23 protein-coding genes are annotated in these 23,774 nt (G+C 74.1%); 16 read left to right on the top strand and 7 right to left on the bottom strand.

Annotated features, from left to right (window positions below; genetic code table 11):
• Window positions 1-7: 7 nt before the first annotated feature.
• Together ACH495_RS25765 and ACH495_RS25760 are read left to right on the top strand one after the other, a co-directional pair.
• Window positions 8-874: a LysR family transcriptional regulator gene (locus ACH495_RS25765; protein ID WP_396860269.1), complete on the top strand. Its 867-nt coding sequence runs from the start codon at window positions 8-10 to the stop codon at window positions 872-874.
• Window positions 875-995: 121 nt separating this feature from the next.
• Complete coding sequence (locus ACH495_RS25760; RefSeq protein WP_091057359.1) at window positions 996-1,190, top strand: CsbD family protein; 195 nt, start codon at window positions 996-998, stop codon at window positions 1,188-1,190.
• A gap of 62 nt (window positions 1,191-1,252) precedes the next feature.
• Here ACH495_RS25760 and ACH495_RS25755 read toward each other — a convergent pair whose 3' ends face one another.
• Window positions 1,253-2,659, bottom strand: coding sequence for a KamA family radical SAM protein (locus ACH495_RS25755; RefSeq protein WP_396860268.1), 1,407 nt, complete (start codon window positions 2,657-2,659; stop codon window positions 1,253-1,255).
• Window positions 2,660-2,815: 156 nt separating this feature from the next.
• On the opposite strand from ACH495_RS25755, the gene ACH495_RS25750 reads away from it, so the two are divergent.
• From ACH495_RS25750 to ACH495_RS25710, 9 genes are all read left to right on the top strand, one after another.
• Window positions 2,816-3,865, top strand: a complete 1,050-nt coding sequence (locus tag ACH495_RS25750) for a zinc-binding alcohol dehydrogenase (RefSeq protein ID WP_396860288.1) — start codon at window positions 2,816-2,818, stop codon at window positions 3,863-3,865.
• 4 nt (window positions 3,866-3,869) lie between these two features.
• Entirely contained in the window at window positions 3,870-5,441 is a 1,572-nt protein-coding gene (locus ACH495_RS25745) for an amidohydrolase (RefSeq protein WP_396860267.1), read from the top strand.
• A complete protein-coding gene (locus ACH495_RS25740; RefSeq protein WP_396860266.1) occupies window positions 5,438-6,997 on the top strand; it encodes a lysine 5,6-aminomutase subunit alpha in 1,560 nt (519 codons plus the stop codon). Before ACH495_RS25745 ends, ACH495_RS25740 begins: the two co-directional genes overlap by 4 nt.
• Window positions 6,994-7,746 carry an OAM dimerization domain-containing protein gene (locus ACH495_RS25735; RefSeq protein WP_396860265.1) on the top strand — a complete coding sequence of 251 codons (753 nt, stop codon included), beginning with the start codon at window positions 6,994-6,996 and terminating at the stop codon, window positions 7,744-7,746. Before ACH495_RS25740 ends, ACH495_RS25735 begins: the two co-directional genes overlap by 4 nt.
• The gene (locus ACH495_RS25730; protein ID WP_396860264.1) at window positions 7,743-8,141 is read left to right on the top strand and encodes a hotdog domain-containing protein; all 399 of its coding nucleotides are present in this window, start codon (window positions 7,743-7,745) and stop codon (window positions 8,139-8,141) included. Before ACH495_RS25735 ends, ACH495_RS25730 begins: the two co-directional genes overlap by 4 nt.
• A gap of 58 nt (window positions 8,142-8,199) precedes the next feature.
• Window positions 8,200-9,534: a glutamate mutase L gene (locus tag ACH495_RS25725; RefSeq protein ID WP_396860263.1), complete on the top strand. Its 1,335-nt coding sequence runs from the start codon at window positions 8,200-8,202 to the stop codon at window positions 9,532-9,534.
• A gap of 541 nt (window positions 9,535-10,075) precedes the next feature.
• Window positions 10,076-11,611: an apolipoprotein N-acyltransferase gene (gene lnt / locus ACH495_RS25720; RefSeq protein WP_396860287.1), complete on the top strand. Its 1,536-nt coding sequence runs from the start codon at window positions 10,076-10,078 to the stop codon at window positions 11,609-11,611.
• Window positions 11,612-11,633: 22 nt separating this feature from the next.
• Window positions 11,634-12,410, top strand: a complete 777-nt coding sequence (locus ACH495_RS25715; RefSeq protein ID WP_396860262.1) for a polyprenol monophosphomannose synthase — start codon at window positions 11,634-11,636, stop codon at window positions 12,408-12,410.
• Between the two features lie 56 nt (window positions 12,411-12,466).
• Entirely contained in the window at window positions 12,467-13,003 is a 537-nt protein-coding gene (locus ACH495_RS25710) for an FxsA family protein (protein ID WP_396860261.1), read from the top strand.
• A 67-nt stretch (window positions 13,004-13,070) separates the two neighbouring features.
• On the opposite strand, the gene ACH495_RS25705 is transcribed toward ACH495_RS25710, so the two are convergent.
• On the bottom strand, window positions 13,071-13,412 hold the full coding sequence (locus tag ACH495_RS25705) for an RNA polymerase-binding protein RbpA (protein WP_396860260.1): 342 nt from the start codon (window positions 13,410-13,412) through the stop codon (window positions 13,071-13,073).
• A gap of 196 nt (window positions 13,413-13,608) precedes the next feature.
• Between ACH495_RS25705 and ACH495_RS25700 the strand changes: the two genes are divergently transcribed.
• Window positions 13,609-15,090: a peptide MFS transporter gene (locus tag ACH495_RS25700; protein WP_396860259.1), complete on the top strand. Its 1,482-nt coding sequence runs from the start codon at window positions 13,609-13,611 to the stop codon at window positions 15,088-15,090.
• 11 nt (window positions 15,091-15,101) lie between these two features.
• Here the strand turns inward: ACH495_RS25700 and ACH495_RS25695 are convergent, their stop codons facing one another.
• Genes ACH495_RS25695 through ACH495_RS25685 form a run of 3 tightly spaced genes read right to left on the bottom strand, consistent with a single transcriptional unit; the run spans window position 15,102 to window position 17,064 of the window.
• Window positions 15,102-15,692 carry a pyridoxamine 5'-phosphate oxidase family protein gene (locus tag ACH495_RS25695; protein ID WP_396860258.1) on the bottom strand — a complete coding sequence of 197 codons (591 nt, stop codon included), beginning with the start codon at window positions 15,690-15,692 and terminating at the stop codon, window positions 15,102-15,104.
• A 58-nt stretch (window positions 15,693-15,750) separates the two neighbouring features.
• Window positions 15,751-16,890: a hypothetical protein gene (locus ACH495_RS25690; protein WP_396860257.1), complete on the bottom strand. Its 1,140-nt coding sequence runs from the start codon at window positions 16,888-16,890 to the stop codon at window positions 15,751-15,753.
• 12 nt (window positions 16,891-16,902) lie between these two features.
• On the bottom strand, window positions 16,903-17,064 hold the full coding sequence (locus tag ACH495_RS25685) for a hypothetical protein (RefSeq protein WP_396860256.1): 162 nt from the start codon (window positions 17,062-17,064) through the stop codon (window positions 16,903-16,905).
• Here ACH495_RS25685 and ACH495_RS25680 point away from each other — a divergent pair.
• From ACH495_RS25680 to ACH495_RS25665, 4 genes are all read left to right on the top strand, one after another.
• A complete protein-coding gene (locus ACH495_RS25680) occupies window positions 17,063-17,572 on the top strand; it encodes an NUDIX hydrolase (protein ID WP_396860255.1) in 510 nt (169 codons plus the stop codon). The genes ACH495_RS25685 and ACH495_RS25680 overlap by 2 nt on opposite strands.
• 117 nt (window positions 17,573-17,689) lie before the next feature.
• Entirely contained in the window at window positions 17,690-18,931 is a 1,242-nt protein-coding gene (locus ACH495_RS25675) for a histidine kinase (RefSeq protein WP_396860254.1), read from the top strand.
• Window positions 18,932-18,972: 41 nt separating this feature from the next.
• Window positions 18,973-19,569, top strand: coding sequence for a response regulator transcription factor (locus ACH495_RS25670; RefSeq protein WP_233219694.1), 597 nt, complete (start codon window positions 18,973-18,975; stop codon window positions 19,567-19,569).
• A gap of 8 nt (window positions 19,570-19,577) precedes the next feature.
• Window positions 19,578-20,267 (top strand): hypothetical protein, encoded by a 690-nt coding sequence (locus ACH495_RS25665; protein WP_396860253.1) that lies wholly within the window; start codon window positions 19,578-19,580, stop codon window positions 20,265-20,267.
• An 11-nt stretch (window positions 20,268-20,278) separates the two neighbouring features.
• On the opposite strand, the gene ACH495_RS25660 is transcribed toward ACH495_RS25665, so the two are convergent.
• Together ACH495_RS25660 and ACH495_RS25655 are read right to left on the bottom strand one after the other, a co-directional pair.
• On the bottom strand, window positions 20,279-21,292 hold the full coding sequence (locus tag ACH495_RS25660; RefSeq protein ID WP_396860252.1) for a LacI family DNA-binding transcriptional regulator: 1,014 nt from the start codon (window positions 21,290-21,292) through the stop codon (window positions 20,279-20,281).
• Window positions 21,289-23,709 carry a beta-glucosidase gene (locus ACH495_RS25655; protein WP_396860251.1) on the bottom strand — a complete coding sequence of 807 codons (2,421 nt, stop codon included), beginning with the start codon at window positions 23,707-23,709 and terminating at the stop codon, window positions 21,289-21,291. The genes ACH495_RS25660 and ACH495_RS25655 overlap by 4 nt, the downstream gene beginning before the upstream one ends.
• Window positions 23,710-23,774 lie beyond the last annotated feature (65 nt).

Below are 23,774 nucleotides of genomic sequence, written 5' to 3'. Positions count from 1 at the left end.
TTTCCGCATGATCGAGCTGGACCTGCGGCGGTTGCGTTTCCTGCGTGAGTTCGAGGAACGCGGCACGATGGCCGCGGTCGCCGCGGCTCTGGGCTACAGCCCGTCGACGGTCTCCCAGCAGCTGGCCCTCCTGGAGAAGGAGGCGGGCGTCCGGTTGCTGGGCCGGGCCGGCCGCGGCGTGCGGCTCACCGAGGCCGGGCGGGTGCTCGCCCGGCACGCCCGGGTGCTGCTGTCGGCGGCCGAGGCGGCGGAAGCCGACCTGGCCGCCCTCGGCGGTGACGTCCGGGGGAGCGTCCGGGCGGGCGGCCTGCAATCGGCGTCGCGCCGGCTGCTCGTGCCGGCCGTGGCCCGGATGCGGGCGGACCACCCGCGGGTCCGGGTGGAGATCTTCGAGCTGGAACTCGAACAGTCCCTGCCGGGCCTGCGCCTGGGCGCTGTCGACCTGGTCATCGGCGACGAGTACGACAGCCATCCCCGCCCCCGGCCGGCAGGGCTTCGTTTCACCCGCCTGTTCGAGGAGCCCCTGCGGATCGTGCTCCCCGCCGCGCATCCCCTCGCCCGGCCCGGCGGACCCGTCGCGGTCACCGACCTGCGTGCCGAGGTGTGGACCGCCTCCGCCGAGGGCACCGGGCACCACGCCATGGTGGTCGGGACCTGCCGTGCTCTCGGCGGCTACGAACCCGACCTGCGGCACCGCTCCAGCGACGCGGACGTCCAGCTCGAGCTGGTCCGGGCCGGGGCGGCGGTCGCCCTGCTGCCGGAGCTGACCCTGCCCGACGCCGACCCGGCGCTGGCGGTCCGGGGCATCGCGGAGACCGCCCTCAGGCGCCGCCTGGTGGCCGTCACGGACCGGGTACGCGACCTAGACCGGTAGACAGACCTCCAACCTATTGTCCTAGGACGGACTACGCGATGTGCGCCGCCCCACAGCGTTTGCCACCACCGACACCGGGGACGCGACAAGAGCAAGGCGCAGCCGGACAAGGGAGGGCGACATGAGCTTCACCGACAAGGCGAAGAACAAGGCCCAGGAAATGAGCGGCATGGCCAAGGAGCGCATCGGGGACGTGACCGACAACGAGCGGTTGCGGGCCGAGGGCGCCAGCGAGCAGAGCACGGCGCGCGCCAAGCAGGCCGGCGAGAACGTCAAGCAGGCCGGTCGCGACGTCAAGGACGCGTTCGAGAAGTGACGACGAGCGAAGGCGGGCCACCTGTTACAGGTGGCCCGCCTTCGGGTGTGCGGTGGCGCGGGTCAGTCGTCGCGGTGCGCGTGCCACCAGGACTGGCCGGCCTCGGGCAGCGTGTCGATCGGGTCGTAGTACGCGTAGCGCTTGTTGAGCGCCTCCAGGTCGGCGGACTCGATCGAGGTGCGGTAGTTCTTCGTCCAGTAGGAGATGCCGCGCTCGCGGTCGTAGTCGGTGAGCATGTGCACCCACCGCTTGCCGACGAACGGCACGTCGCAGACGATGCGCGGGGTGGCGTAGCCGGGCAGGTAGCCCATGATGTCGTGCTGGAGCTGCTGGGCGTGCCAGACCGGGACCCGCCAGTGCTCGGCGTTGGGGATCATGTCGCACATGTAGAAGTAGTACGGCAGGATGCCCGTCTCGCCCTGGAGCGCGAAGCAGAGGTCGAGCAGGTCGGCGCTGGTGGCGTTGACGCCGCGCATCAGCACGCCCTGGTTGCGGACGTCCCGGACCCCGACGTCGAGGGCGGTCTGGGCGGCCTTGGCGACCAGCGGGGTCAGCGACTGGGCGTGGTTGACGTGGGTGTGGATGGCGAGGTTCACGCCGCGCCGGGCGGCGGTGCGGGCGACGCGTTCCAGGCCCTCGACGACGTCGGGCTGGAGCCAGTGCTGGGGCAGGCCCATCAGGGCCTTGGTGGCGAGCCGGATGTCGCGGATGGTCTCGATCTCCAGCAGGCGCATCAGGTAGGACTCGAGGTTGCGCCAGGGCACGTTGGCGACGTCGCCGCCGGAGACGACCACGTCGCGTACGCCGGGGTGGGCCTTGAGGTAGGCGATGTGGGCGTCGTAGCGGTCGACCGGCTTGAGGGTGAGCTTGAGCTTGTCGACGGCGGGGGTGGAGTTGCCGACGAGGTCCATGCGGGTGCAGTGCCCGCAGTATTGCGGGCAGGTGGAGAGCAGCTCGGCGAGGACCTTGGTGGGGTAGCGGTGGGTGAGACCCTCGGCGACCCACATGTCGTGTTCGTGGAGGCTGTCGCGGCTGGCGTAGGGGTGTGAGGGCCAGTCGGTGCGCCGGTCGGAGGCGACGGGGATCATGTAGCGGCGGACCGGGTCGGCGAGCAGCGCCTCGGTGGTCATCGGCGCGAACGGCACCATCGTGTTGATCATCTGGGGTGGCACCAGCATGGACATGGTGGCCAGGGCCTTCTGGTCGGCCTCGAGGTCGGCGTAGAACGTCTCGTCGACGAGGTCACCGAGGACGGCGCGGAGCTGCTTGATGTTCTTGACGCAGTTGACGCGCTGCCACTGGGCGTTCTCCCACTGTTCGCGGGTGACGTGGCGCCAGCCGGGGAAGCGGGTCCAGTCGGGTTCGACCAGGGGGGTGCGCCGGTATTCGTAGGGTTGTCCGGCGGCGGGGACGGCGACCGGCGTGGAGCGGGGCGTCGGGATGGTCTCCACCGGTTGGGTCTGGGTCACGGCCCCTCCTCGTCTGCGGGTGCTGGTTGATCAACCTTGCGAAGGCTACTGGAAAATCTGCGGTGAAGAAATTAGTCTGCCGTAAGTTTTCCCGCGACGCGAACCTCGGCCAGAGGTTCGGGCGGCTGGACATAGGGGGTCGGCGTGACGTCACCGGTGGGTCTGCACCGCGTCGTGGAACCGGCGGGGGTGCTGCCGCAGGCGGCCTGGCGGCTGGACGCCGACCCGCGGATCGCGGCGAACGAGGTGCGGATCCGGGTGGAACGGCTGAACCTGGACGCGGCGAGCTTCCGGCAGTTGGCGGAGAAGCACGGCGGGGACGGGGAGAAGGTCCGCGCCGAGGTGCTGGAGATCATCTCGACCCGGGGGAAGATGCAGAACCCGGTGACCGGGTCGGGCGGGATGCTGATCGGCACGGTGGAGGAGGCGGGGCGCCGCTCCCCGTTGGGGCTGCGCGCGGGGGACCGGGTGGCCACGCTGGTGTCGTTGACGCTGACGCCGTTGACGATCTCCGACGGGTTGGCCCGGTGGGACGGGCGCAGCGAGCAGGTGCCGTGCGACGGGTACGCGATCCTGTTCGCGCGGTCGATCGCCGCGGTGCTGCCGGCGGATCTGCACCCGGAGCTGTCCCTGGCGGTGCTGGACGTGTGCGGGGCGCCGGCGTTGACCGCGCGGGTGGTGGCCGAGCAGGTGGCGCGGCGGGCCCGGGAGGGTGATCCGCGTCCGGTGTCGGTGGCGGTGATCGGCGGGGCCGGCAAGAGCGGGTCGTTGTCCCTCGCCGCGGCGCGGCGGGCGGGCGCCGGCCGTACGGTCGGGGTGGTGCCGGTGGCGGCGGAGCGGGACGCGCTGACGGCGGCCGGGCTGGCCGACGCGGTGGCGTTGGCGGACGCGCGGGATCCGGTGGGCCTGTCGACGGCGGTGACCACGGCGTTGGGGGTGCCGGCGGACGTGACGGTGGTGTGCGTGGACGTGCCGGGCTGTGAGCATGGCGCGGTGCTGGCCACGGCGGACGGCGGCACGGTGATCTTCTTCTCGATGGCGACGAGTTTCGCGGCGGCGGCGTTGGGCGCGGAGGGTCTGGCGGCGGACGTGACGATGCTGGTGGGTAACGGGTTCGTGCCGGGGCACGCGGAGTTGGCGTTGGAGTTGTTGCGGGCCGAGCCGGGGGTCCGTGGTCTGTTCGAGGCGCGGTTGGCGGCAGACTGACACCATGACGAATCCCTCGACGCTGTACCGCGGTGGAGTGTTGCACTGTCCGGCCGAGCCGAGCGCGACGGCGCTGCTGGTGCGGGACGGGCGGATCGCCTGGTTGGGTGCGGACGCCGACGCGCCGGTCGCGGACCGGGTGGTGGAGTTGGACGGCGCGTTGGTGACGCCGGCGTTCGTGGACGCGCACGTGCACGCGACGGACACCGGCCTGGCGTTGTCGGGGCTGGATCTGTCGGGGGTGCGGTCGGCCGGTGAGTTGCTGGACGCGGTGTCGGCGTTCGCGGCCGGGTTGCCGGGTGACGCGGTGGTGCTGGGGCACGGTTGGGACGAGTCGTGCTGGGCGGAGCCGGTGTTGCCGGACGCGGCGGCGGTGGGTCGGGCGGCGGGTGGCCGGAAGGTGTATCTGTCGCAGGCGTCGATCCATTCGGCGTTGGTGTCGGCGGCGTTGCTGGGGGCGTGTCCGGAGGTGTCTGCGGCGGCGGGGTACGACCCGTCGGGTTGGTTGCGTCGGGACGCTCACCATGTGGTGCGGGCGGCGGCGTTCGGGTCGGTGACGCGGGCGCAGCGGGTGGCGGCGCAGCGGCGGGCGTTGGTTCACGCGGCGTCGTTGGGGATCGCGGCGGTGCACGAGTGCGGTGGTCCGGACATCTCGGACGAGGAGGACTTCACCGGGTTGTTGGGCATGTCGGGGGCCGGGGTGCCGGAGGTGTACGGGTACTGGGGTGAGCTGCTGGGCGCGGCGAGGGCCCGGGAGTTGGGTGCGGTGGGCGCCGGTGGTGATCTGTTCGCGGACGGGGCGTTGGGGTCGCGGACGGCGCACGTGTCGGCGGCGTACCTGGACGGGGAGCCGGGGGCGTGCGGGCACGGGTACGTGTCGGCGGAGCAGGTTCGTGATCACTTGTTGGACTGTGCGGCGCACGGGATGCAGGGCGGGTTCCACGCGATCGGGGACGCGGCGATCGGCACGGTGCTGGCGGGGTTCGCGGCGGCGGCGGAGAAGGTGGGTACGGAGCGGTTGCGGGCGGCGCGGCACCGGGTGGAGCACGCGGAGATCATGAGCAAGCGGTTGATCGCCGGGTTCGTGGAGTTCGGGGTGGTGGCGTCGATGCAGCCGGCGTTCGACCGGTTGTGGGGTGGCGCGGGTCGGATGTACGAGTCGCGGTTGGGGTTGGCGCGGTCGTGGGAGTCGAATCCGATGGGTGCGATGCACGGGGTGGGGGTGGCGTTGGCGTTCGGGTCGGATTCGCCGGTGACGCCGTTGGATCCGTGGGGGTCGGTGCGGGCGGCGGCGGCGCATCACAATCCGTCGCAGCGGATGAGTGTGCGGGCGGCGTTCGCGGCGCACACGCGTGGTGGGTGGCGGGCGGTGCATCTGGACAACGAGGGGGTGTTGGCGTTGGGTGCGCCGGCGACGTTCGCGGTGTGGGACGCCCCGGCGGGGGTGGAGCGGGGGTTGCCGGTGGTGCTGGCGGCGGATCCGGAGTTGCGGGGGCCGGATGATCCGACGCCGCTGCCGGTGTGTCGGGCGACGGTGTTGCGCGGTGACGTCATCTATCAGGAAGGGTCTTCGTGACAGGCAAGCTTGGGTTGGATCCGGCGCTGGTGGCGCGGGCGCGGGAGTTGGCGCGTCGGGCGGGGCAGCCGGTGGTGGATCTGGCGCGTAGCCACACCACGGTGTCGGTGGAGCGGGCGGTGCTGCGGCTGGCCGGGGTGTCGGGCGCGGACCCGGACGGTATTCCGTGGGTGAATCGTCTGGTGGACGCCGTGGTGGCCGAGGTGGGTCTGGGGCACGGGGTGGCGTTGCCGGTGTTCGACGCGTTGGCGCGGGAGGGCCTCGCGGATGTGACGTTGTTGGCGCAGAAGGCGGCGGCGGGGTCGGTGCGGTTCGAGGTGCCGTCGGGGAGGGCGGCGACGGCGGCGCGGCGGGCGTCGCGGCGGGCGGTGGCGGCGGGGGTGCGGCAGATCGACCGGCGGCGTGCGGAGCGGGCTCGTCTCGTGAAGCGGTACGGGGATCCGCAGCAGCGGCCGTGGATCTATCTGATCGTGGCGACGGGGGACATCTACGAGGACATTCCGCAGGCGCAGGCGGCGGCGCGGGCGGGCGCGGACGTGATCGCGGTGATCCGGTCGACGGGGCAGTCGTTGTTGGACTACGTGCCGGAGGGGGCGACCCGGGAGGGTTTCGCGGGTACGTACGCGACGCAGGAGAACTTCCGGTTGATGCGGGCGGCGTTGGACGAGTCGTCGAAGGAGTTGGGCCGGTACGTGCGGCTGACGAACTACGCGTCGGGGTTGTGCATGCCGGAGATGGCGACGCTGGCCGGCCTGGAGCGGCTGGACATGATGCTCAACGATTCGATGTACGGGATCCTGTTCCGGGACATCAACCCGATCCGGACGTTCGTGGACCAGCGGTTCTCCCGGCAGGTGCACGCGCGGGCGGGGATCATCATCAACACCGGTGAGGACAACTACCTGACCACGGCGGACGCGGTGGACGAGGCGCACACGGTGACGGTGTCGCAGTTGCTCAACGAGTTCTTCGCGCACGAGGCGGGGCTGTCGGACGGGTTGTTGGGTCTGGGGCACGCGTTCGAGATCAACCCGGATCTGCCGGAGTCGTTCCGCTTGGAGTTGGCGCACGCGTTGCTGGCGCGGGAGTTGTTCCCGGACGCGCCGTTGAAGTGGATGCCGCCGACGAAGCACATGACCGGGGACGTGTTCCGGGGCAATCTGCTGGACGGGTTCTTCAACCTGGTGGGCGCCATGACGGGGCAGGGCATCCTGCTGGTGGGGATGATGACGGAGGCGGTGGTGACGCCGTGGCTGTCGGACCGGGACATCGCGTTGCAGAACGTGCGGTACGTGTTGGGCGCGGCGGGTGGTCTGCACGAGGATTTCGTGCCGGCGCCGGGCGGGTTCATCCAGCAGCGGGCGCACCGGGTGCTCGGTGAGGCGGTGGAGTTGCTGGAGCGCATCGGGGAGCAGTCGTTGTTGACGGCGATCGCCGAGGGCACGTTCGGGATCATGAAGCGGCCGGCGGACCGGGGCAAGGGTCTGGCCGGGGTGGCGCGGCACGAGGGTGACTACTACAACCCGGCGACGGAGATCCTGGAGCAGCCCTCATGACGGGGAAGACGGTGGTGCGGCCGTACGGGGACACCACGGGTGACGGCATGGTGCAGGTGTCGTTCACGTTGCCGGTGCCGCACGACAAGCGGGCCGAGGGCGCGGCGGTGCAGTTGGCGAACAAGATGGGCATGGACCCGGCGATGCTGGTGCACGCCAAGCCGATCGGTGACGGGTTCACGTTCTTCGTCGTGTACGGGCGGGTGAACCACCTCGTCGACCTGGACCGGGTGCAGGTGGTGGAGCGGGACTTCCCGCTGCTGTCGGCCAAGGAGGTCAACGCGGTGGTGAAGCAGCGGATGCGGCGCAAGTTGTCGGTGGTGGGTGCGTGCATCGGCACGGACGCGCACACGGTGGGCATCGACGCGATTTTGAACGTCAAGGGCATCGCCGGGGAGAAGGGTCTGGAGTACTACCGGGAGTTGAAGGTCAGCAACCTGGGCGCGCAGGTGAGCGTGCCGGAGCTGGTCGAGGCGGCCCGGCAGGAGAAGGCCGACGCGGTGCTGGTGTCGCAGGTGGTGACGCAGCGCGACGCGCATCTGCACAACACGCGGGAGATGTCGGCGGCGTTCCGGGAGGCGATGCCGGCGGGGAAGCGGCCGCTGCTGATCGTGGGCGGGCCGCGGTTCGACGAGACGATGACCGCCGAGTTGGGTGTGGACCGGATCTTCGGGCGGGGCACGACGCCGGGTGAGGTCGCCAGTTACCTCGTGCACGCGTTGATCACGTCGAGGAAGGCGAGCAGTTGAGCGAGCAGGATCCCCGGCTGGGGTTGACCGTCACGCACCGCCGGTATGTGCCGTACTCGCATGCCCACTACGCGGGGAACCTGGTGGACGGGGCGTACGCGTTGGGGTTGTTCGGGGACGTGGCCACTGAGGTGTGCATCCGCACCGACGGTGACGAGGGCCTGTTCGCGTCCTACTCGGATGTGCAGTTCCGGGCGCCGATGAAGGCCGGTGACGTGTTGGAGGTGCTGGCCACGGTGACGCGGGTGGGGACCCGCAGCCGCACCATCGACTTCGAGGCGCGGGTGGTGTGCCGGGGCCGCCCGGACCGGGGTGAGTCGGCCGCGGAGGTGCTCGACGAGCCGGTGGTGGCGGTCACCGCGACCGGCACGGTGGTCGTGCCGCCATCCGCGTGAGCGCGAGGAGCGAGCCGGTCTTGCGAGCCCCGCAGTCGCGACCGAGAGGCGGCCCCGCGTGAGCACCGTGGTCTGCGCCGACGTCGGGTCGACGTACACGAAGGCGGCGGTGGTCGACCTCGACGGCGGCCGGCTGGTCGGTGCGGCGTCGGCGCCGACGACTGTCGGCTCGGACGTGCTGCACGGCCTGGACGCCGCGGTCGGCGCGGCCACCGCGTCGGCCGGGGTCGGTGACGTGCCCTGGTACGTGTGTTCGTCGGCCGGTGGTGGGTTGCGTCTGGCGGTGATCGGCTACGAGCCGCTCGTCACCGCGCAGGCGGGCCGGCGGGTGGGCCTGTCGGCGGGGGCGAACGTGGTGCACGTGGCGGCCGGCCGGTTGGGCGCGGCGGAGCTGTCGGCGTTGCGGGCGGCCCGCCCGGACGTGGTGCTGCTGGTCGGCGGCACCGACGGTGGGGACGCGGACACGTTGACGCACAACGCGACGCGGCTGGCGAAGGCGCGGTGGCGGGTGCCGGTGGTCCTGGCCGGCAACGTCGACGCCCGGGACGGGCTGTCGGCGGTGCTGGCCGGGGCGGGGGTGCCGGTGACGGTGGCGGGCAATGTGCTGCCGCGCATCGGGGTCCTGGATCCGGGTCCGGCGCGCGCGGCGATCCGGGAGGTGTTCCTGCGGCACGTCATCGGCGGCAAGAAGCTGTCCCGGGGGGCCCGGTTCGCGCGGCTGGTCCGGGCGGCGACCCCGGACGCGGTGCTCACCGGCGTGGAGGTGCTCGCCGGCACGCTCGGCGGTGACCTGGCGGTGGTGGACGTCGGCGGCGCCACCACGGACGTGTACTCGGTGCTCACCCCGGACGAGCGGGAGGACGGCCCGGGTCGGGAGGTCACCGGCACGTGGTGGCGGGCCCGCACCGTCGAGGGGGACCTGGGCATGCGCTGGTCGGCGCCGGGTGTGGTGCGGGCCGCCGCCGAGGAGCGGCTGCTCGCCCCGGGTGAGCGGGAGACGTTGGGCGCGGCGGCGGCGGTCCGGGCCGCCGACCCGGGGTTCCTGCCGGTTGGGGACGCCGACCGGGTCGCGGACCGGCGGATCGCGGCGTTGGCGGCGACCGTGGCGGTGCGCCGGCACACCCGTGGCGTGGCCACCGGGGAACGGGCCGGCCGGGACCTGCGGGAGGTGCGGCTGCTGGTCGGCTCCGGTGGGGTGTTGCGCCACGCCGAGCCGGCCGACGCGGCGGTGGTGCTGGACGCGGTGCTCGGCGACCACGCCGGCGGGTGGGCGGTGCCGCGGGCGGCGCGTCCGGTCGTCGACGTCGACTATGTGCTGGCCGCGGCGGGGCTGCTGGCCGCCGACCATCCGGGTGCGGCGGCGCAGGTGCTGCGGCGGCACCTCGGCGCCTGATCCCGTGTCCACCCATCGAGACGCGCCGACGCGACACGCCGTGGCGCATCACACGACAGGCCGGGGTGGGTTGACAGCGGCGGGGGTGCACGCCGTACCGTCTTTGAGTCCTACCACGGGAAGCGGCTGTTGTTCGTTTCGTCCTCTCGTCCGCTGGCCGAGCGACCGGAAGGTTGCGGCGGCCAGGTCCAGCGGGCGGGGGTCGGCGGGGCGGCGCGAACCGGTCGCGGTTACCGGTGTACGGGCAGGGTGAGAGGAACGGCCAGTAGACAACGGCCAGGCGGGGGCAGCCAGTCCACGTCCGGTCGGTCCGAAGGTCGGCGCCGATCGTCCTCGCCCCACCGGCCGGGAAGGGCCTGGGAGCATCGGGGCGCGGCTTAGGCCGCGCCCCGATTTCCGTCACCGGGGCGGCCGCGGGCCGCCGGTCGGGTCCGCCGGGTAGCCTTCGGCCCGTGATCGTGGTGAGGTGCCGGTGACGACGCTCGACCGGGAACAGCCGCGTGCCACCGACGGGGCACGCCGCCCGGACGCCGCGCGTCCGCTGCCGTTGACGTGGGCCGTGCCGGCCGCCGTGCTGGCCGGGGTGGCGCTGCTGCTGGCGTTCCCCCCGTACGGGTTGTGGCCCCTCGCGCCGGTCGGGGTGGCGTTGCTGGCCGCCGCGGCGCACCGGCGGCGGCTGCGCGCCGGAGCCGGGCTGGGTTTCCTGGCCGGGGTGGCGTTGTTCGCGCCGCTGCTGGAATGGACGAACCTGCACACCGGCTGGCTGCCGTGGGCGCTGTTGTCGCTGTTGCAGGCCGGCTACCTGGCGTTGCTGGGCGCCGCCACCGCGTGGGTGTCGCCGCTGGCCGACCGGTGGCGGGTGGGGTGGCCGCTGCTGACCGGTGTGCTGTGGGTGGGGCAGGAGGCGCTGCGCGACCGCACCCCGTTCGGTGGGTTCCCGTGGGGGCGGTTGGCGTTCAGCCAGGACACCTCGCCGCTGCTGCGGCTGGCCGCGCTCGGCGGCGCCCCGCTGGTCACGTTCGCGGTGGCGCTCGCCGGTGGGATCCTGCTCACCGTCGCCTGGCGGGACTGGCGCCGCCCGGCCGGGCAGTGGCGGCCGGTCGCGGGGCTCACCGCCGCGCTGGTCGCGGTGCTGGCCGCCGGGCCGGCCGTCCCGGCGGGGGTACGCGGCGGCGGTGACACCGTCACCGTGGCGATCGTGCAGGGCAACGTGCCGCGTCTCGGGCTGGACTTCAACGCCCAACGGCAGGCGGTGCTGAACAATCACGCCGACGCCACCCTGGACCTGGCCGAACGGGTCGGCCGCGGCGAGCAGACGCGCCCGGACCTGGTGGTGTGGCCGGAGAATTCCAGCGACATCGACCCGCTGCGCAATCCCGCCGCTGGCTACCGCATCTCCCAGGCCGCCGACGCGGTCGGCGCGCCGATCCTGGTCGGCGCCGTGCTGCTCGGTCCCGGCGCGGGGCAGGTCCGCAACGCCGGCCTGCTGTGGCGGCCCGGCAGCGGCCCCGACCTGGCCCAGGTGTACACGAAGCGGCATCCGGTGCCGTTCGCCGAGTACGTGCCGTTGCGTGCGATCGCCCGCCGGGTCAGCGCGGAGGTCGACCGGGTGCGCTCCGACTTCGTTCCCGGTGACCGGCCGGGCGTGTTGGACGCCGGCGCGGTCACCCTCGGCGACGTGATCTGCTTCGAGGTCGCCTACGACGGCATCGTCCGGGACACCGTCACCGGTGGCGCGCAGCTGCTGGTGGTGCAGACCAACAACGCCACGTTCGACGTGGCCGAGGCCCGCCAGCAGTTGGCCATGGTGCGGCTGCGGGCCGTCGAGCACGGCCGTGCGGCGTTGATGGCCTCGACGGTCGGGGTGTCCGGGTTCGTTTCCCCGGACGGGCGGGTAGACGGTGCCACCGGGTTCAACACCGCCGAGGTGGTGGTGCGGCAGATGCGACTCGGGGACGGGCGTACCCCGGCCACCGTGGTCGGGGTGTGGCCGGAGGTGGCGCTCGCGGCGCTGGCGGTCGCGGCCCTGGCCGGCGCGGCCGTGGCGCGCCGCCGCCGGGAGGTCATCCCCGGCTGAGCCGACGGGAGGCGGTACGACGGTGGGTGCGCAAGCCGGCCATCCCGGGGTGGGGCGGGTCCTGGTGGTCATCCCCACCTACAACGAGGCGGACAACGTGCGTCGGATCGTCGCCCGGGTCCGCGCGGCGGCGCCCGCGGTGGATGTGCTCGTCGCCGACGACAACAGCCCCGACGGCACCGGCGGCATCGCCGACGCGCTCGCCGGCGTCGACCCGCAGGTGCACGTGCTGCACCGGCCCGGCAAGGACGGCCTCGGCGCGGCGTACCTGGCCGGGTTCGGGTGGGCGCGGGAGCGCGGCTACGACGCGGTGGTGGAGATGGACGCCGACGGCTCGCACGCCCCGGAGGACCTGCCGGCGCTGCTGGCCGCCGCCCGCGACGCCGACGTGGTGATCGGTTCCCGGTGGACGCGCGGCGCGCGGGTGCTGAACTGGCCGTGGCGGCGGCTGCTGCTGTCGCGGGTCGGCAACCTGTACGCGCGGGTGGCGCTGGGCATGCCGGTCAGTGACGCGACCGGCGGCTACCGGGTGTACCGGTCGGCCGTGTTGGACGCCATCGACCTGGGTTCGGTGCGGTCCCAGGGGTACGCGTTCCAGGTGGAGCTGTCCCGGCTGGCGCACCGCGCCGGGGTGCGGATCGTGGAGGTGCCGATCACGTTCGCCGAGCGGGAGCACGGCGACAGCAAGATGAGCCCGCTGATCGTGGCGGAGGCGTTGTGGCGGGTCACCCGGTGGGGGGTGCGGGACCGGCGGGCGGCGGTGCGGGGCCGCCCGGACGCGTTGGCGCGGTGGCCGTGAGCGGGGGCGTGTCATGCTGGAGGGGCGTGACGACACATCCGGGCCGATGAGGTGAGATGCGCCGAGGACTGAGATTCGTACCCCTGGCTCTGCTGCTGCTGACGCTGCTGGAGTTGGCCGTTTTCGTCCTGGTGGGCCGCGCCGTCGGGTTCGGCGCGGCGCTGCTGCTGGTGTTCGCGGCGTCGCTGCTGGGTCTGGTGCTGCTGCGCCGGGAGGGCATGCGGGCGTGGCGGCGGTTCCGGGCCGCCGCGCAGGCCGGCCAGCCGCCGGGGCCGCAGGTGACCGACGGCCTGGTGGGGTTGGCGGGCGCGCTGCTGCTGGCGTTGCCGGGGCTGGTCAGCGGCGCGGTGGGGTTGCTGCTGCTGGTGCCGCCGCTGCGGCGGCTCGCCGGCGGCGGGGTGCGCCGCACCGCGGAGCGGCGGGTGTCGTCGATGGTCGCCGGTGACCTGTTCGGGCCGCGCCGGGTGCGGGTGTACCCGGGTGCGCCGCAGCCCACGCCGTCGCCGCAGGCCGCACCGTCGCCGCAGCCGCCGCCGGCCGGGCAGCCGCCGCAGCCGGGCCCGGCCATCGAGGGTGAGATCGTGGACCGCTGACACCGTCGCGGACGTGACGAAGCGCCCCCGGGGTGATCCCCGGGGGCGCTTCGCGTGTGTTCGGTGCTCAGGCGCGCCCGCGGCGGGTGCGGACCTCCTGCAGCCGCTCGGCGAGGATGTCCTCCAGCTCGGCGATCGAACGCCGCTCCAGCAGCATGTCCCAGTGGGTACGCGGCGGCTTGGCCTTCTTCTGCTCCGGCTCGTTGCCGTCGACCAGCCGGGCGACGCTGCCGTCGAACTTGCACTCCCAGGTCGCGGGGACCTCGGCGTCGACGGCGAACGGCACCTCGAACTGGTGGCCCTTGGCGCACAGGTACTCGCGGGTCTGACGCGGCGCGAGCTCCGTGTTGCGGTCGGATTCGTAGCTGACCGCGCCCAGCCGGCTACCGCGCAGCATACGCTCGCCCATGATCGACTTCCCCTCGTTCGTGGTGCTGGTCTTCAGGTGTAACGGCCGGTCACCGTCCGCCCATTCCCCACCCACGCCGGACGGGCCGTACGGGGTCGGGAGCGTCAAGGGTAACCGGCCGGGGCCGCCGCCCGAATCGGTGGAGTGTTTCGCCCGTCACCGGGGATGTTACCGACCACGCGTGCCGGAGGTGACGATGAGCAGTGACGCGCCGGTCGGGGCCCGACCGCCCGCGGGGAAGACCTTCTTCGGTCACCCGCGGGCGCTGTCCACCCTCTTCCTCACCGAGATGTGGGAGCGGTTCAGCTTCTACGGCATGCGGGCCATCCTGGTGCTGTACCTGACCGCGGCGGTCGCCGACGGCGGCCTCGGCATCGGCGAGTCCACCGCCAACGCCGTGTACGGCACCTACAACGCCATGGTCTACCTGATGGCGCTGCCCGGCGGCTGGGTCGCCGACCGGCTGATCGGGGCCCGGCGCAGCGTGCTGTGGGGCGGGGTGGTGATCGCCGCCGGCCACTACGTGATGGCGGTCCCCGCCGCGTGGAGCGTGTTCGCCGGCATGACATTGATCGTGTTCGGCACCGGCCTGCTCAAACCCAACATCTCCACCATGGTCGGTGACCTGTACGAGCGGGACTCGCCGCGCCGCGACGCCGGGTTCTCCATCTTCTACATGGGCATCAACCTGGGCGCGTTCATCGCACCGCTGATCACCGGCTTTCTCGGCGAGAAGATCAACTGGCATCTGGGGTTCGGCGCGGCCGCGGTCGGCATGACCTTCGGCGTGGCGCAGTACGTGCTCGGCCGGCGCACCCTGGGCGACGCCGGCGCCCGCCCCGCCGACCCGCTGCTCGGCGCCGACCGGCGGCGGGCGCTGACCCGCGCCGGCGCGGTCACCGGGGCGCTGCTGGTGGTCCTGGTGGTGCTGCTGCTGGCCGGCTGGTTCACCGTGAACACGGTGGTCAACCTGCTCACCGTGGTGACCGTGCTGGTGACCGTCGGCTACTTCGCGCGGATCCTCACCGACCGGGAGATCAGCGACACCGAACGTCTCCGGATGAAGGCGTACGTGTGGCTGTTCGTGTTCGCCGCCGCGTTCTGGCTGATCTACGACCAGGCCGGGTCGGTGCTGAACATCTTCGCCGCCGACCGCACCGACCGGAACGTGGCCGGCTTCACGTTCCCGGCGTCGTGGCTCCAGTCGGTCAACCCGATCCTGATCATCATCGGTGCGCCGCTGGCCGCCTGGCTGTGGCTGCGGCTCGGCCACCGGGTGTCCACGCCGACGAAGTTCGCCGTCGGCCTGGTCCTCAACGGCCTGTCGTTCGTGCTGATGGCCGCCGCCGCGCGGGCCGCCGTCGGCGGCGACCTGGTCTCACCGTGGTGGCTGGTCGCGGTGTACGCGATCCAGGTCGCCGGCGAGCTGTCGCTGAGCCCGGTGGGCCTGTCGGCCACCACGAAGCTGGCCCCGGTGAAGTACGCCAGCCAGATGCTGGGCCTGTGGTTCCTCGCCACCGCCGTCGGCGACGCCATCGGTGGTCAGGTCGCCCGGCTGGCGCAGAGCTGGTCGCAGTCGACGTACTTCCTGACGTTCGGGCTGGCGTCGGTGCTGCTGGGCGTGGCCGCGGTGATGTTCACCCGGCACATTCGCGGTCTGATGGCCGGCATCCACTGACCGTCGACGGCTCACCCCGCCGGTGTGGGCGGCAACGGCAGCGGCAGGCCGGGCAGCCCGTCGATGCTGGTCGCCACGTGCTCCTTGCCGGCGAAGTACGCCGACAGCGATGCGTCGTCCTCCCGGGCGAACCGCCGCCCGTGCAGCTCCCGGTCGGTGTCGTAGCTCATCAGCGGCACCGCGTAGCCGCAGGTGTCGCGGATCAGCTCGGCGCGCACCACGATCACCGCCCGCAGGCCGTGCGGGCCCGGGTCGATGTCGGGGAAGTGCCGCAGCAGGTCGGGCCAGCGCGGGTCGTCGCGGAACACCGGCTCGCCGCGCCCGTGCACCCGCACGATGGTCGGCGGACCGGCGAACGCGCACCACATCAGCGTGACCCGGCCGTTCTCCCGCAGGTGCGCGATGGTCTCCGCGTTGCTGCCGGCGAAGTCCAGGTAGGCCACCGTGTGCGCGTCGAGCACCGCCAGGCAGCCGCGCAGCCCCTTGGGGGACAGGTTGACGGTGCCGTCGCCGGACAGCGGGGCGGTGGCGACGAAGAACATCGGCTGCGCCTCGATGAACTCCCGCAACCGGCCGTCGAGGCGTTCGTACGTCTTTCCCATGCCGTGATCCTCGCCCGGCCGGCCGGTCCCGCGCTGCCCCGTCCCGGTGCGTGGCCGGTCAGCCGGCGCGGGTGCCGAGCCGCGCGAGCGCCCCGGCCAGGTCGCTGACCTGGTCGGCGAGCTGCCCGGCGCGGCGTTCGGCGGCGTCCCGGTCGGTTTCCGCCGCGGCCAGCCGCGCCGCCACCTCGGCGGCCCGCGCCTGCGCGACGCCCACCGCCCGCCGCGCCTCGGCCAGCTCGGCGGCCAGCGTCTCCCGCTCGGCGGCGCGGGCCGCCGCCTCGGCGCGCGCCGCGTCGGCGGCCGCCACCGCCTCGGCGCGCGCGGCATCGGCCCGGTCCCGGTCGGCGCGGGCCCGCTGCGCGTCGGTGGCCTGCGCGTCGGCCCGTTCGGCGGCGGCCCGCGCCGACCGGCGGTCCTCGGTGGCCTGCGCCCGGGCGGCCTGCGCGTCGGCGCGTGCCGCGTCCGCGTCGGCGCGTGCCCGCTGCGCCCGGTCCAGCGCCTCGGCGGCGGCGTGGGTGGCGCGTTCGGCGTCGGCGCGGGCGGTGTCCCGGTCGGCGGTCAGCTCGGCGACGCGCTGCCGTTCGGCGTCGCGTTCGGCCCGCACGGTCCGCAGTTCGGCGCGCGCGGCGTCCCGGTCCCGTTCGGCCTGCACCCGCAGCGCCTGCGCGGCGCCGGCCTCGGCGCGGGCGGCGTCCCGGGCGGTCTCGGCGGCGTCGGCCCGCTCGACGGCCGCGCGGGCCGCCGCCTCGGCGGTGTCGGCCCGCTGCCGGGCCGCGTCGCGGTCGGCGCGCGCGGCCCGGGTCTCCTGCCGGTCGCGGGTGGCCGCCGCGGCGGCGTCCTCGGCGTCGCGGCGGGCGTCGTCGCGTTCCGCGTGCGCGGCCGCGACCTGCGCGGACGTCTCGGCGCGCAGCTCGGCGAGCTGCCGTTCCACGCCGGCCGGGGACAGCTCGGCGTGCAGCGCCTCGGTGAGCGTCTCCACGACCTGGTCGAGCCGGTCCACCGCCTCCCAGGTGCGCGCCACCTGCCCGGGCAGGCCCGGGGCGTTGCGGTGCCGCATCCGCACGTTGCGGGCGGCCCGCTGGCAGGCGCCGTCGTTGTCCCGGCAGTAGCGGAACGGGCGGCCGGCGCCGACGCGCTGCGGCACCTCCCGGGCGCAGTGCGCGCAGGGACGGGTCTCGGTGGTGGGCTCGGCGTCCATCGGGGGCGAAGTCTAGTGGCCGGCGTCGGCGCGGGCCGAGCCGTCGAGCGTGAACCGGTCGAGGGCGTGGTCGCGGCGATCCTGCGCGCCGCCGCCGGCGACCTGGACGGCGCGGCGCTGGCCGCGGGGATGGTCCGCCGGCACCGGCAGGGCGGCCGGTAGCCTGCCCACCATGCCCGTGTCGCCGTACGTCACCCGGCTGCGCCAGCACGTCGGCCACGATCTGCTCATGCTCTACGGGATCAGCGCCGTGGTGACCGACGACGCGGGACGCGTGCTGCTGGCCCGCCGCGGTGACAACGGCCGCTGGTCGGTGCCCGCCGGCACCGTCGACCCGGGCGAGCAGCCCGCCGACGCGCTGGTGCGCGAGGTCCGTGAGGAGACCGGCGTCGAGGTGACGATCGACCGGCTGGCCGGCGTGGCCACCCACCCCGTGCGCTACCCCAACGGGGACGCCTGCGAATACCTCAACGTCTGGTTCCGCTGCCGGGCCGTCGGCGGGACGCCCACCGCCGACGGCGACGAGTCCCTCGCGGTGGCCTGGTTCGCCCCCGACGCGCTGCCCGACCTGGACGACTGGGCCCGACTACGGATCGGCACCGCGCTGGCCGACGACGCCGCACCCTGGTACGCGGCGCCGGGCGACCAGCACCCGGCGCTGTGCCGCCCGGACAGCCTCTGACCGGGCGACCGCCGTGCCGGCGTCGGGTCCGCGGACCGCCGCCGGTAGTGCCAGGTCTACCCCGAGGGTCGCCCCAGCGTGCTGTCCGCGGCGAAAGGCGGCCCCTAACCTGGGCACATGACAGACACGCTGCTCAGGGCGGTGACCGGGCGACGGTTCCTGGTCTCGGCCTGGCCATGGCGTGGGTTCGCCTACTCCGCCACGACGGCGGTCGCCGCCGGCCTGCTGTGGCTCGGCCTGGCGGTGCCGCTGACACCGCTGATCTCGGCCGCCGTGCTCCTGCACACCGGGCGGACCGGTGACTACCTGATCGTGGCGGCCTGCCTCGGACTGGTCGGGGTGGGCCTGCTCGCGCTGCTGGGGCCGCAGTTGGCGCTCTCCATGGCCCGGGCCGAGCGGTGGCGGCTGCGGCTCGCCGGTGACACCCCACCGCCGCCCGGGCGCCGCGGCGCGCTCTACACCGACCCGGCCACCTGGCGGGCCGTGGCCTACATGGTCCTGCTCGGCGTCGTCGGACCGATCTGGCTCGGCGTGCTCGGGATCGTCGGGCTGCTCGTCGTGTCGACGCCGCTGTCGGTGGAACACCGGATCTCGGTCGCCGACTCGCTGCCCGGCATCGTCGCACGCGCCGGCGGCGGCCTGCTCCTGATCCCGGCCCTGCTCTACCTGACCGCGCTGTTCGGCGGCGCGCACGCCGCGCTGGCCCGGGTGCTGCTGTATCCGGAGCCGTCCGAGGAACTGGTCGAGGTGGCCCGGTCCCGGACCCGGCTGGTGCACGCGTTCGACGCCGAACGGCTGCGCATCGAGCGGGACCTGCACGACATCGCCCAACAGCGCCTGGTTGCCCTGACCATGCAGATCGGGATGGCCCGGCTCGATCTGCCGCCGTCCTCGCCGGCCGCTGCCGCGATGGCTTCCGCGCACGACCAGGCCAAGACGCTGATGGCCGAACTGCGGAACCTGATTCGCGGCATCAGCCCGCGTACCCTGCGGGAACTGGGCCTGCGCGCCGCGGTGGAGGAACTGGCCGCGGCGAGTTGCCTCGAGGTACGCGTCGACGTCGCCCCGTCACGTCTGCCGGCGGAGGTGGAGGCGGTCGCGTACGCGGCGATCTCCGAGGCCCTGGCCAACGCGGTGAAGCACGCCGCCGCCAGCGAGGTCACCGTCACCGCCCGGCGCGCGGCCGAGCGGCTGGTGGTCGAGGTCCGCGACGAGGGCGGCGGCGGCGCCGACCCCGCACGCGGATCCGGGCTGACCGGACTCGCCGACCGGGCCGCGGCGGCCGGCGGCCGGCTGCTGATGTCGAGCCCGCCCGGCGGCCCGACGATCCTGCGGGTGGAGCTGCCGTGCGCGTCGTGATCGCGGAGGACTCGGTGCTGCTCCGGGAGGGGCTGACCGCGATGCTGCCCCGGTTCGGCATCGAGGTCGCCGCCGCGGTCGGGGATGCCCCCGCGCTGCTGGCCGCCGTCCACGAGCACCGCCCGGACCTCGTCGTCACCGACGTCCGGATGCCGCCGAACCACACCGACGAGGGGTTACGGGCCGCCGTCTCGCTGCGCGCCGAGGACCCCCGGCTCCCGGTGGTCGCCCTCAGCCAGTACGTGCAGCACAGCTACGCCGGGGAACTGCTCGCCTCGGGTTCCGGCCGGTCCATCGGCTACCTGCTCAAGGACCGCATCGGCGACGTGGCCGAGTTCGCCGGGCACCTGCGCCGGGTGGCCGACGGCGCCACGGTGATCGACCCCGAGGTCGTCCGGCAACTGATGCAACGCCGCCGCGACCCGCTCAGACAGCTCACGGCCCGCGAACGCGAGGTCCTCAGCCTGATCGCGCAGGGTCACTCGAACGCGGCCACCGCCCGGATCCTGTCCCTGACCGAGGCCGGTGTCGCCAAGCACATCGGCAACCTTCTCACCAAGCTGAACCTGCCGCTGAGCGACGACACCAACCGGCGGGTCCTCGCCGTGCTCGCCTATCTGCGCAGCCGATCCGACTAGGAGTTCCCTTGCCCACCACCACCGCCCGGCGTCGCGACGTCGGGCTCCGCACCATGGCCGTGCTCCTGGCCGCCGCGTTCTTCCTCGCCCCGCTCGCGCTGGGCCCCGACCGGCTCGACGACTTCCCGCGCGCCTTCCTCGCCTACTGGTCCGCGGGCGGCCCGGACTTCCCGCCCGACCTCCAGCACGCCGTCGACCACCAGTTCCGTTACCACCTGATCCGGGTGCTGATCGCGGTGCCGCTGCTCGCGGCGCTGGTGACGCTGACCTACCGGGCCCGACGGTTCCGGCTGCCGCTCGGGGCGCTCGCGCTCGCCGCGGCGGTGCTGCTGATCGCCAACGTCCAGGGGGCCGTGTCGCCGTTCGGCACGCTCCTGCCGCATCTGACGGCCGGCCCCGCCGACACCCGACTGGTCGTGCTGGCCCAGGTTCGGGACCAGCTCGACAACGGCCCGGTGTCGCCCGCGCTGGGCGTGATGCTCGACGAGTACGTGCGGTGGCACGTGGTGAAGGGCACGCTGGTCGGCCTCCTGGCCGCCGCCCTGACCGGCCTCGCGGTGCGGTCGTGGCGGCCACGCCGGTGGCTCGGCCTGCTGCTGGCCGTGCTGGCCGTGGCCGCGCTGGTGGTCGTGGCGGCCAACGTGAGCGTCATCGCGAACCCCCGTCCGGGGTTCCTGCTCCTGCTGCAGAGCGGCTGACCAGGGCCGGCTCACCGGCTGGTGTCGCGCACGGTCAGCGTGGGTTCCAGCAGTGTCACCTCCGGCACCGGCTCGTCGCCCAGCCGCCGCATCAGCAACGTCACCGCCTGCCGGCCCACCTCCTCGGCCGGCACCGGCACGCAGGTCAACCCGGACGGTTCGGCCAGTTCGTCGGGGCAGATCGCGACCACCGAGACGTCGCGCGGCACCCGCCGGCCCAGCGTCGGCAGCGCGGCCAGCACCGGCTCGACCGCCGACTCGTTCTGCACCACCAGCCCGGTGACGTCGGGGTGGTCGGTGAGCAACGCCGCCAGGTCCCGGCGTACCGCCGCCGGGCCCTCCTCGCAGGGCCGGGTCACCGCGTCGACGCCGAGCCGGTCGGCCGCGGCCACCACGCCGGCCCGGGTCCGGTGGGCGAAGCCGGTGCCCCGGTCGTAGACGGCGGCCGGGGCGCCGAGCAGCGCGATCCGCCGGTGCCCGGCCCCCGCCAGGTGCTCGACGCATACCTCCCCGGCCCGCCGGAAGTCCAGGTCCACGCAGGCCAGGCCGGTGCTGTCGGCCGGGTGCCCGATCAGCACGCCGGGCAGCGCCAGTTCCCGCAGCAGCGGCACCCGGGAGTCCTCCAGCTCCACGTCCATCAGCAGCACGCCGTCGACCAGCGCGCTGCCGGCGATGCGGTGCAGCCCGGCCGGCCCCTCGTCGGCGGTGACCAGCAGCACGTCGTGGTCGTAGCGGCGGGCGGTGGTGACCACCGCGGTGGCGAAGCGCATCACCACCGGCACCTGCATGCCGGTGCGCAGCGGCAGCACCAGCGCGATCACGTTGGCCTTGCGGCTGGCCAGGGCGCGCGCCCCGGCGTTCGGGTGGTAGCCGAGGGCGCGGACGCTGGCCAGCACCCGCGCCCGGGTCGCCGCCGAGATGGTGCGCTTGCCGCTGAGCACGTACGACACGGTGCTCGCCGCCACCCCGGCATGGCGGGCCACGTCGGCGATCGTGACCTGCTCGCCGGCCGGCCGGCCGCTCACCGGGCCGTCCCGGAGCGACCCGCCGCCGGCGCGGCGGCCTGGTCGCCGCCGTGCACGGCGACGGCGCCGACCAGCCGGATGTCCCGGGCGGAGCGGCCCACCAGCACCGAGTGGGTGGCGTCCTCCACCACCATGGCCGCGCGGGTCTCGTCCCACCAGGCCAGTTCGGTGGTACGCAGCCGCAGCGTCACCCGGGCCGAACACCCCGGTTCCAGGGTGACCCGGGCGAAGTCGCGGAGCTGCCGCAGTGGTTGCTTGACCCGGGAGCGCCGCTGCCGGGTGTAGAGCTGCACCACGTCGGTGCCCGGGCGGCGGCCCGTGTTGGTGACCGCGACGCTCACCTCCACCTCCTCGCCGGCGTGCGCCGTGGCGGTGCTCACCCTGAGGGCAGCGTAGTCGAACTCGGTGTAGCTGAGCCCGTGGCCGAACGGGTGGAGCGGCTCGCCCCGGTGGTAGAGGTAGGTGGTGTCGGCGCCGATCACGTCGTAGTCGAGCAGGTCGGGCAGCTCGGCGGTGTCGGCGTACCAGGTCTGGGTCAGCCGCCCGCCCGGGTCCTCCGCGCCGAGCAGCACGTCGGCCAGCGCATTGCCGTGTTCCTGCCCGCCGTGGGCGCTCCACAGCACCGCCGGCAGGTGCGCCGTCTCCCGGCCCACCGCGTACGGGTAGCTGCTGGTCAGCACCAGCACGGTGCGAGGGTTCGCGGCGTGCACGGCGCGCAGCAGTTCCCGCTGGCCGGCCGGCAACGTCAGGTCGACCCGGTCCTCGGTCTCCCGGCCGTTGACCATCGGGTGGTTGCCGAGCACCACCACTGCCACGTCGGCGGCGGCGGCCAGCGCGGCGGCCTCGGCCGCGCCGTCGACGCGCAGCTCCACCGTGAACGCGGCGGGTTCACCGGCGGCGACGCTCAACCGGCCGTCCGGGTCGACGCCGACGTGCCGGCCGGTGGCGAGGTGGTGCAGCAGGACGGTGCCGTCGGGCCGGTGGTCGAGGCGGAACGTCTCCCGGACCACCCAGCCGCCGGGGCCGGGACGGTCGTCGACCAGCGCCCCGGCGTCGTCCGCGCCCACGTACCGGCCGTGGTGGGCCGCGCGCAGCGCCACCACGCCCTGCCCCCAGTCGTCCACGTCGAACTCGGTCGGCGCGGCGTCGGCGAGCGTCAGCGGCCCGCCGTCGACGCACCGGACGGCCCGGTCGCCGACGCGCAGCGTGATCCGGTCCGCGCCGGGGTGGGTGGTGACCTCGGGCAGCCGCCCGAGCAGTCCGTCGTACGCGCTGACCGCGTACGGCAGGGTGCCGCTGTACCAGTCGGTGTGCACCGTGTCGGCGAGCGGGCCGAGCACCGCGACCCGCAGGTCGGCCGCGAGCGGGAGCAGCCCGTCGTTGGACAGCAGCACGACCGACTGGCGGGCCGACTCGCGGGCCAGTTCCCGGTGGGCCGGGCAGTTCACCACGTCGGCCGGCACGTCGGCGTACGGGTCGTGGCCGGGCGGGTCCAGGTCGCCCAGGCGCAGCCGGACCGACAGGATCCGCCGGACCGCGCGGTCCACGTCGGACTCGCCGATCAGGCCGCGGGCCAGCGCCTCGGTGAGCCGTGCGACGGTGGGGCCGGGGTCCTCGTCGTCCTCGGTGAAGCTGTCCACGCCGGCGCGCAGCGCGGCGGCGAAGCCGGTCACGTGGTCGGGCAGGTATCCCTGCATGCCGGCGAGGTTGCCGACTGCGCCGGCGTCACCGACCACCATCACCTCGTCGTCGGCCCAGCCGCGCAGCTCGCCGTCGATGAGCGGGCTCAGGTGCGCGGGCACGCCGTCGACCAGGTTGTACGACGCCATCACGGCGACCGCCGCGCCGGCGGCCAGCGGCGCGCGGAACGCCGGCAGCTCGTACTCGTGCAGCACGCGTGGCGGCAGGTCGCTGGAGGTGACCGCCCGGTCGGTCTCGTTGTTGTAGCCGAGGAAGTGCTTGAGCGTCGGCGCGGTCCGCAGCCGGGTGGGGTGCTCGCCGCGCAGCCCGGACGCGTAGGCGGTGGCGAGCCGGCCGGTGAGCCAGGGGTCCTCGGACCAGCCTTCCTCGTTGCGGCCCCAGCGGGGGTCGCGCAGCGGGTTGACCACCGGGGCCCACACGTTGAGGCCGACGCGGTGCGGGTCGGCCCGGTGCTTGGCCCGCACCTCGTCGCCGACGGCGGCGCCGACGGCCCGGATCAGGTCCGGGTTCCAGCTCGTCGCCAGGCCGAGCGCCTGCGGGAAGACGGTGGCCTCGCCGAGCCAGGCGACGCCGTGCAGCGCCTCGGTGCCGGTGCGGAACGCCGGCAGGCCGAGCCGGGGGACCGGTGCCTGCCACTGGTGCAGCAGGCCGAGCTTCTCTCCGACGGTGAGGCGGGTGAGCAGGTCGTCGACGCGGTGGGGCGTGGGGTGGGTCATGGTGGGCGCCTCCGGTGGGCGTGCGGGTCGCGCACCCGGTCGTCGAAGCGCTTCAACGACCGGGC

The sequence above is a fragment of the Micromonospora sp. NPDC018662 genome (genome assembly GCF_044391475.1).
Classification (GTDB): Bacteria; Actinomycetota; Actinomycetes; order Mycobacteriales; family Micromonosporaceae; genus Micromonospora.
This window is presented reverse-complemented; position numbering and strand designations above follow the sequence as displayed.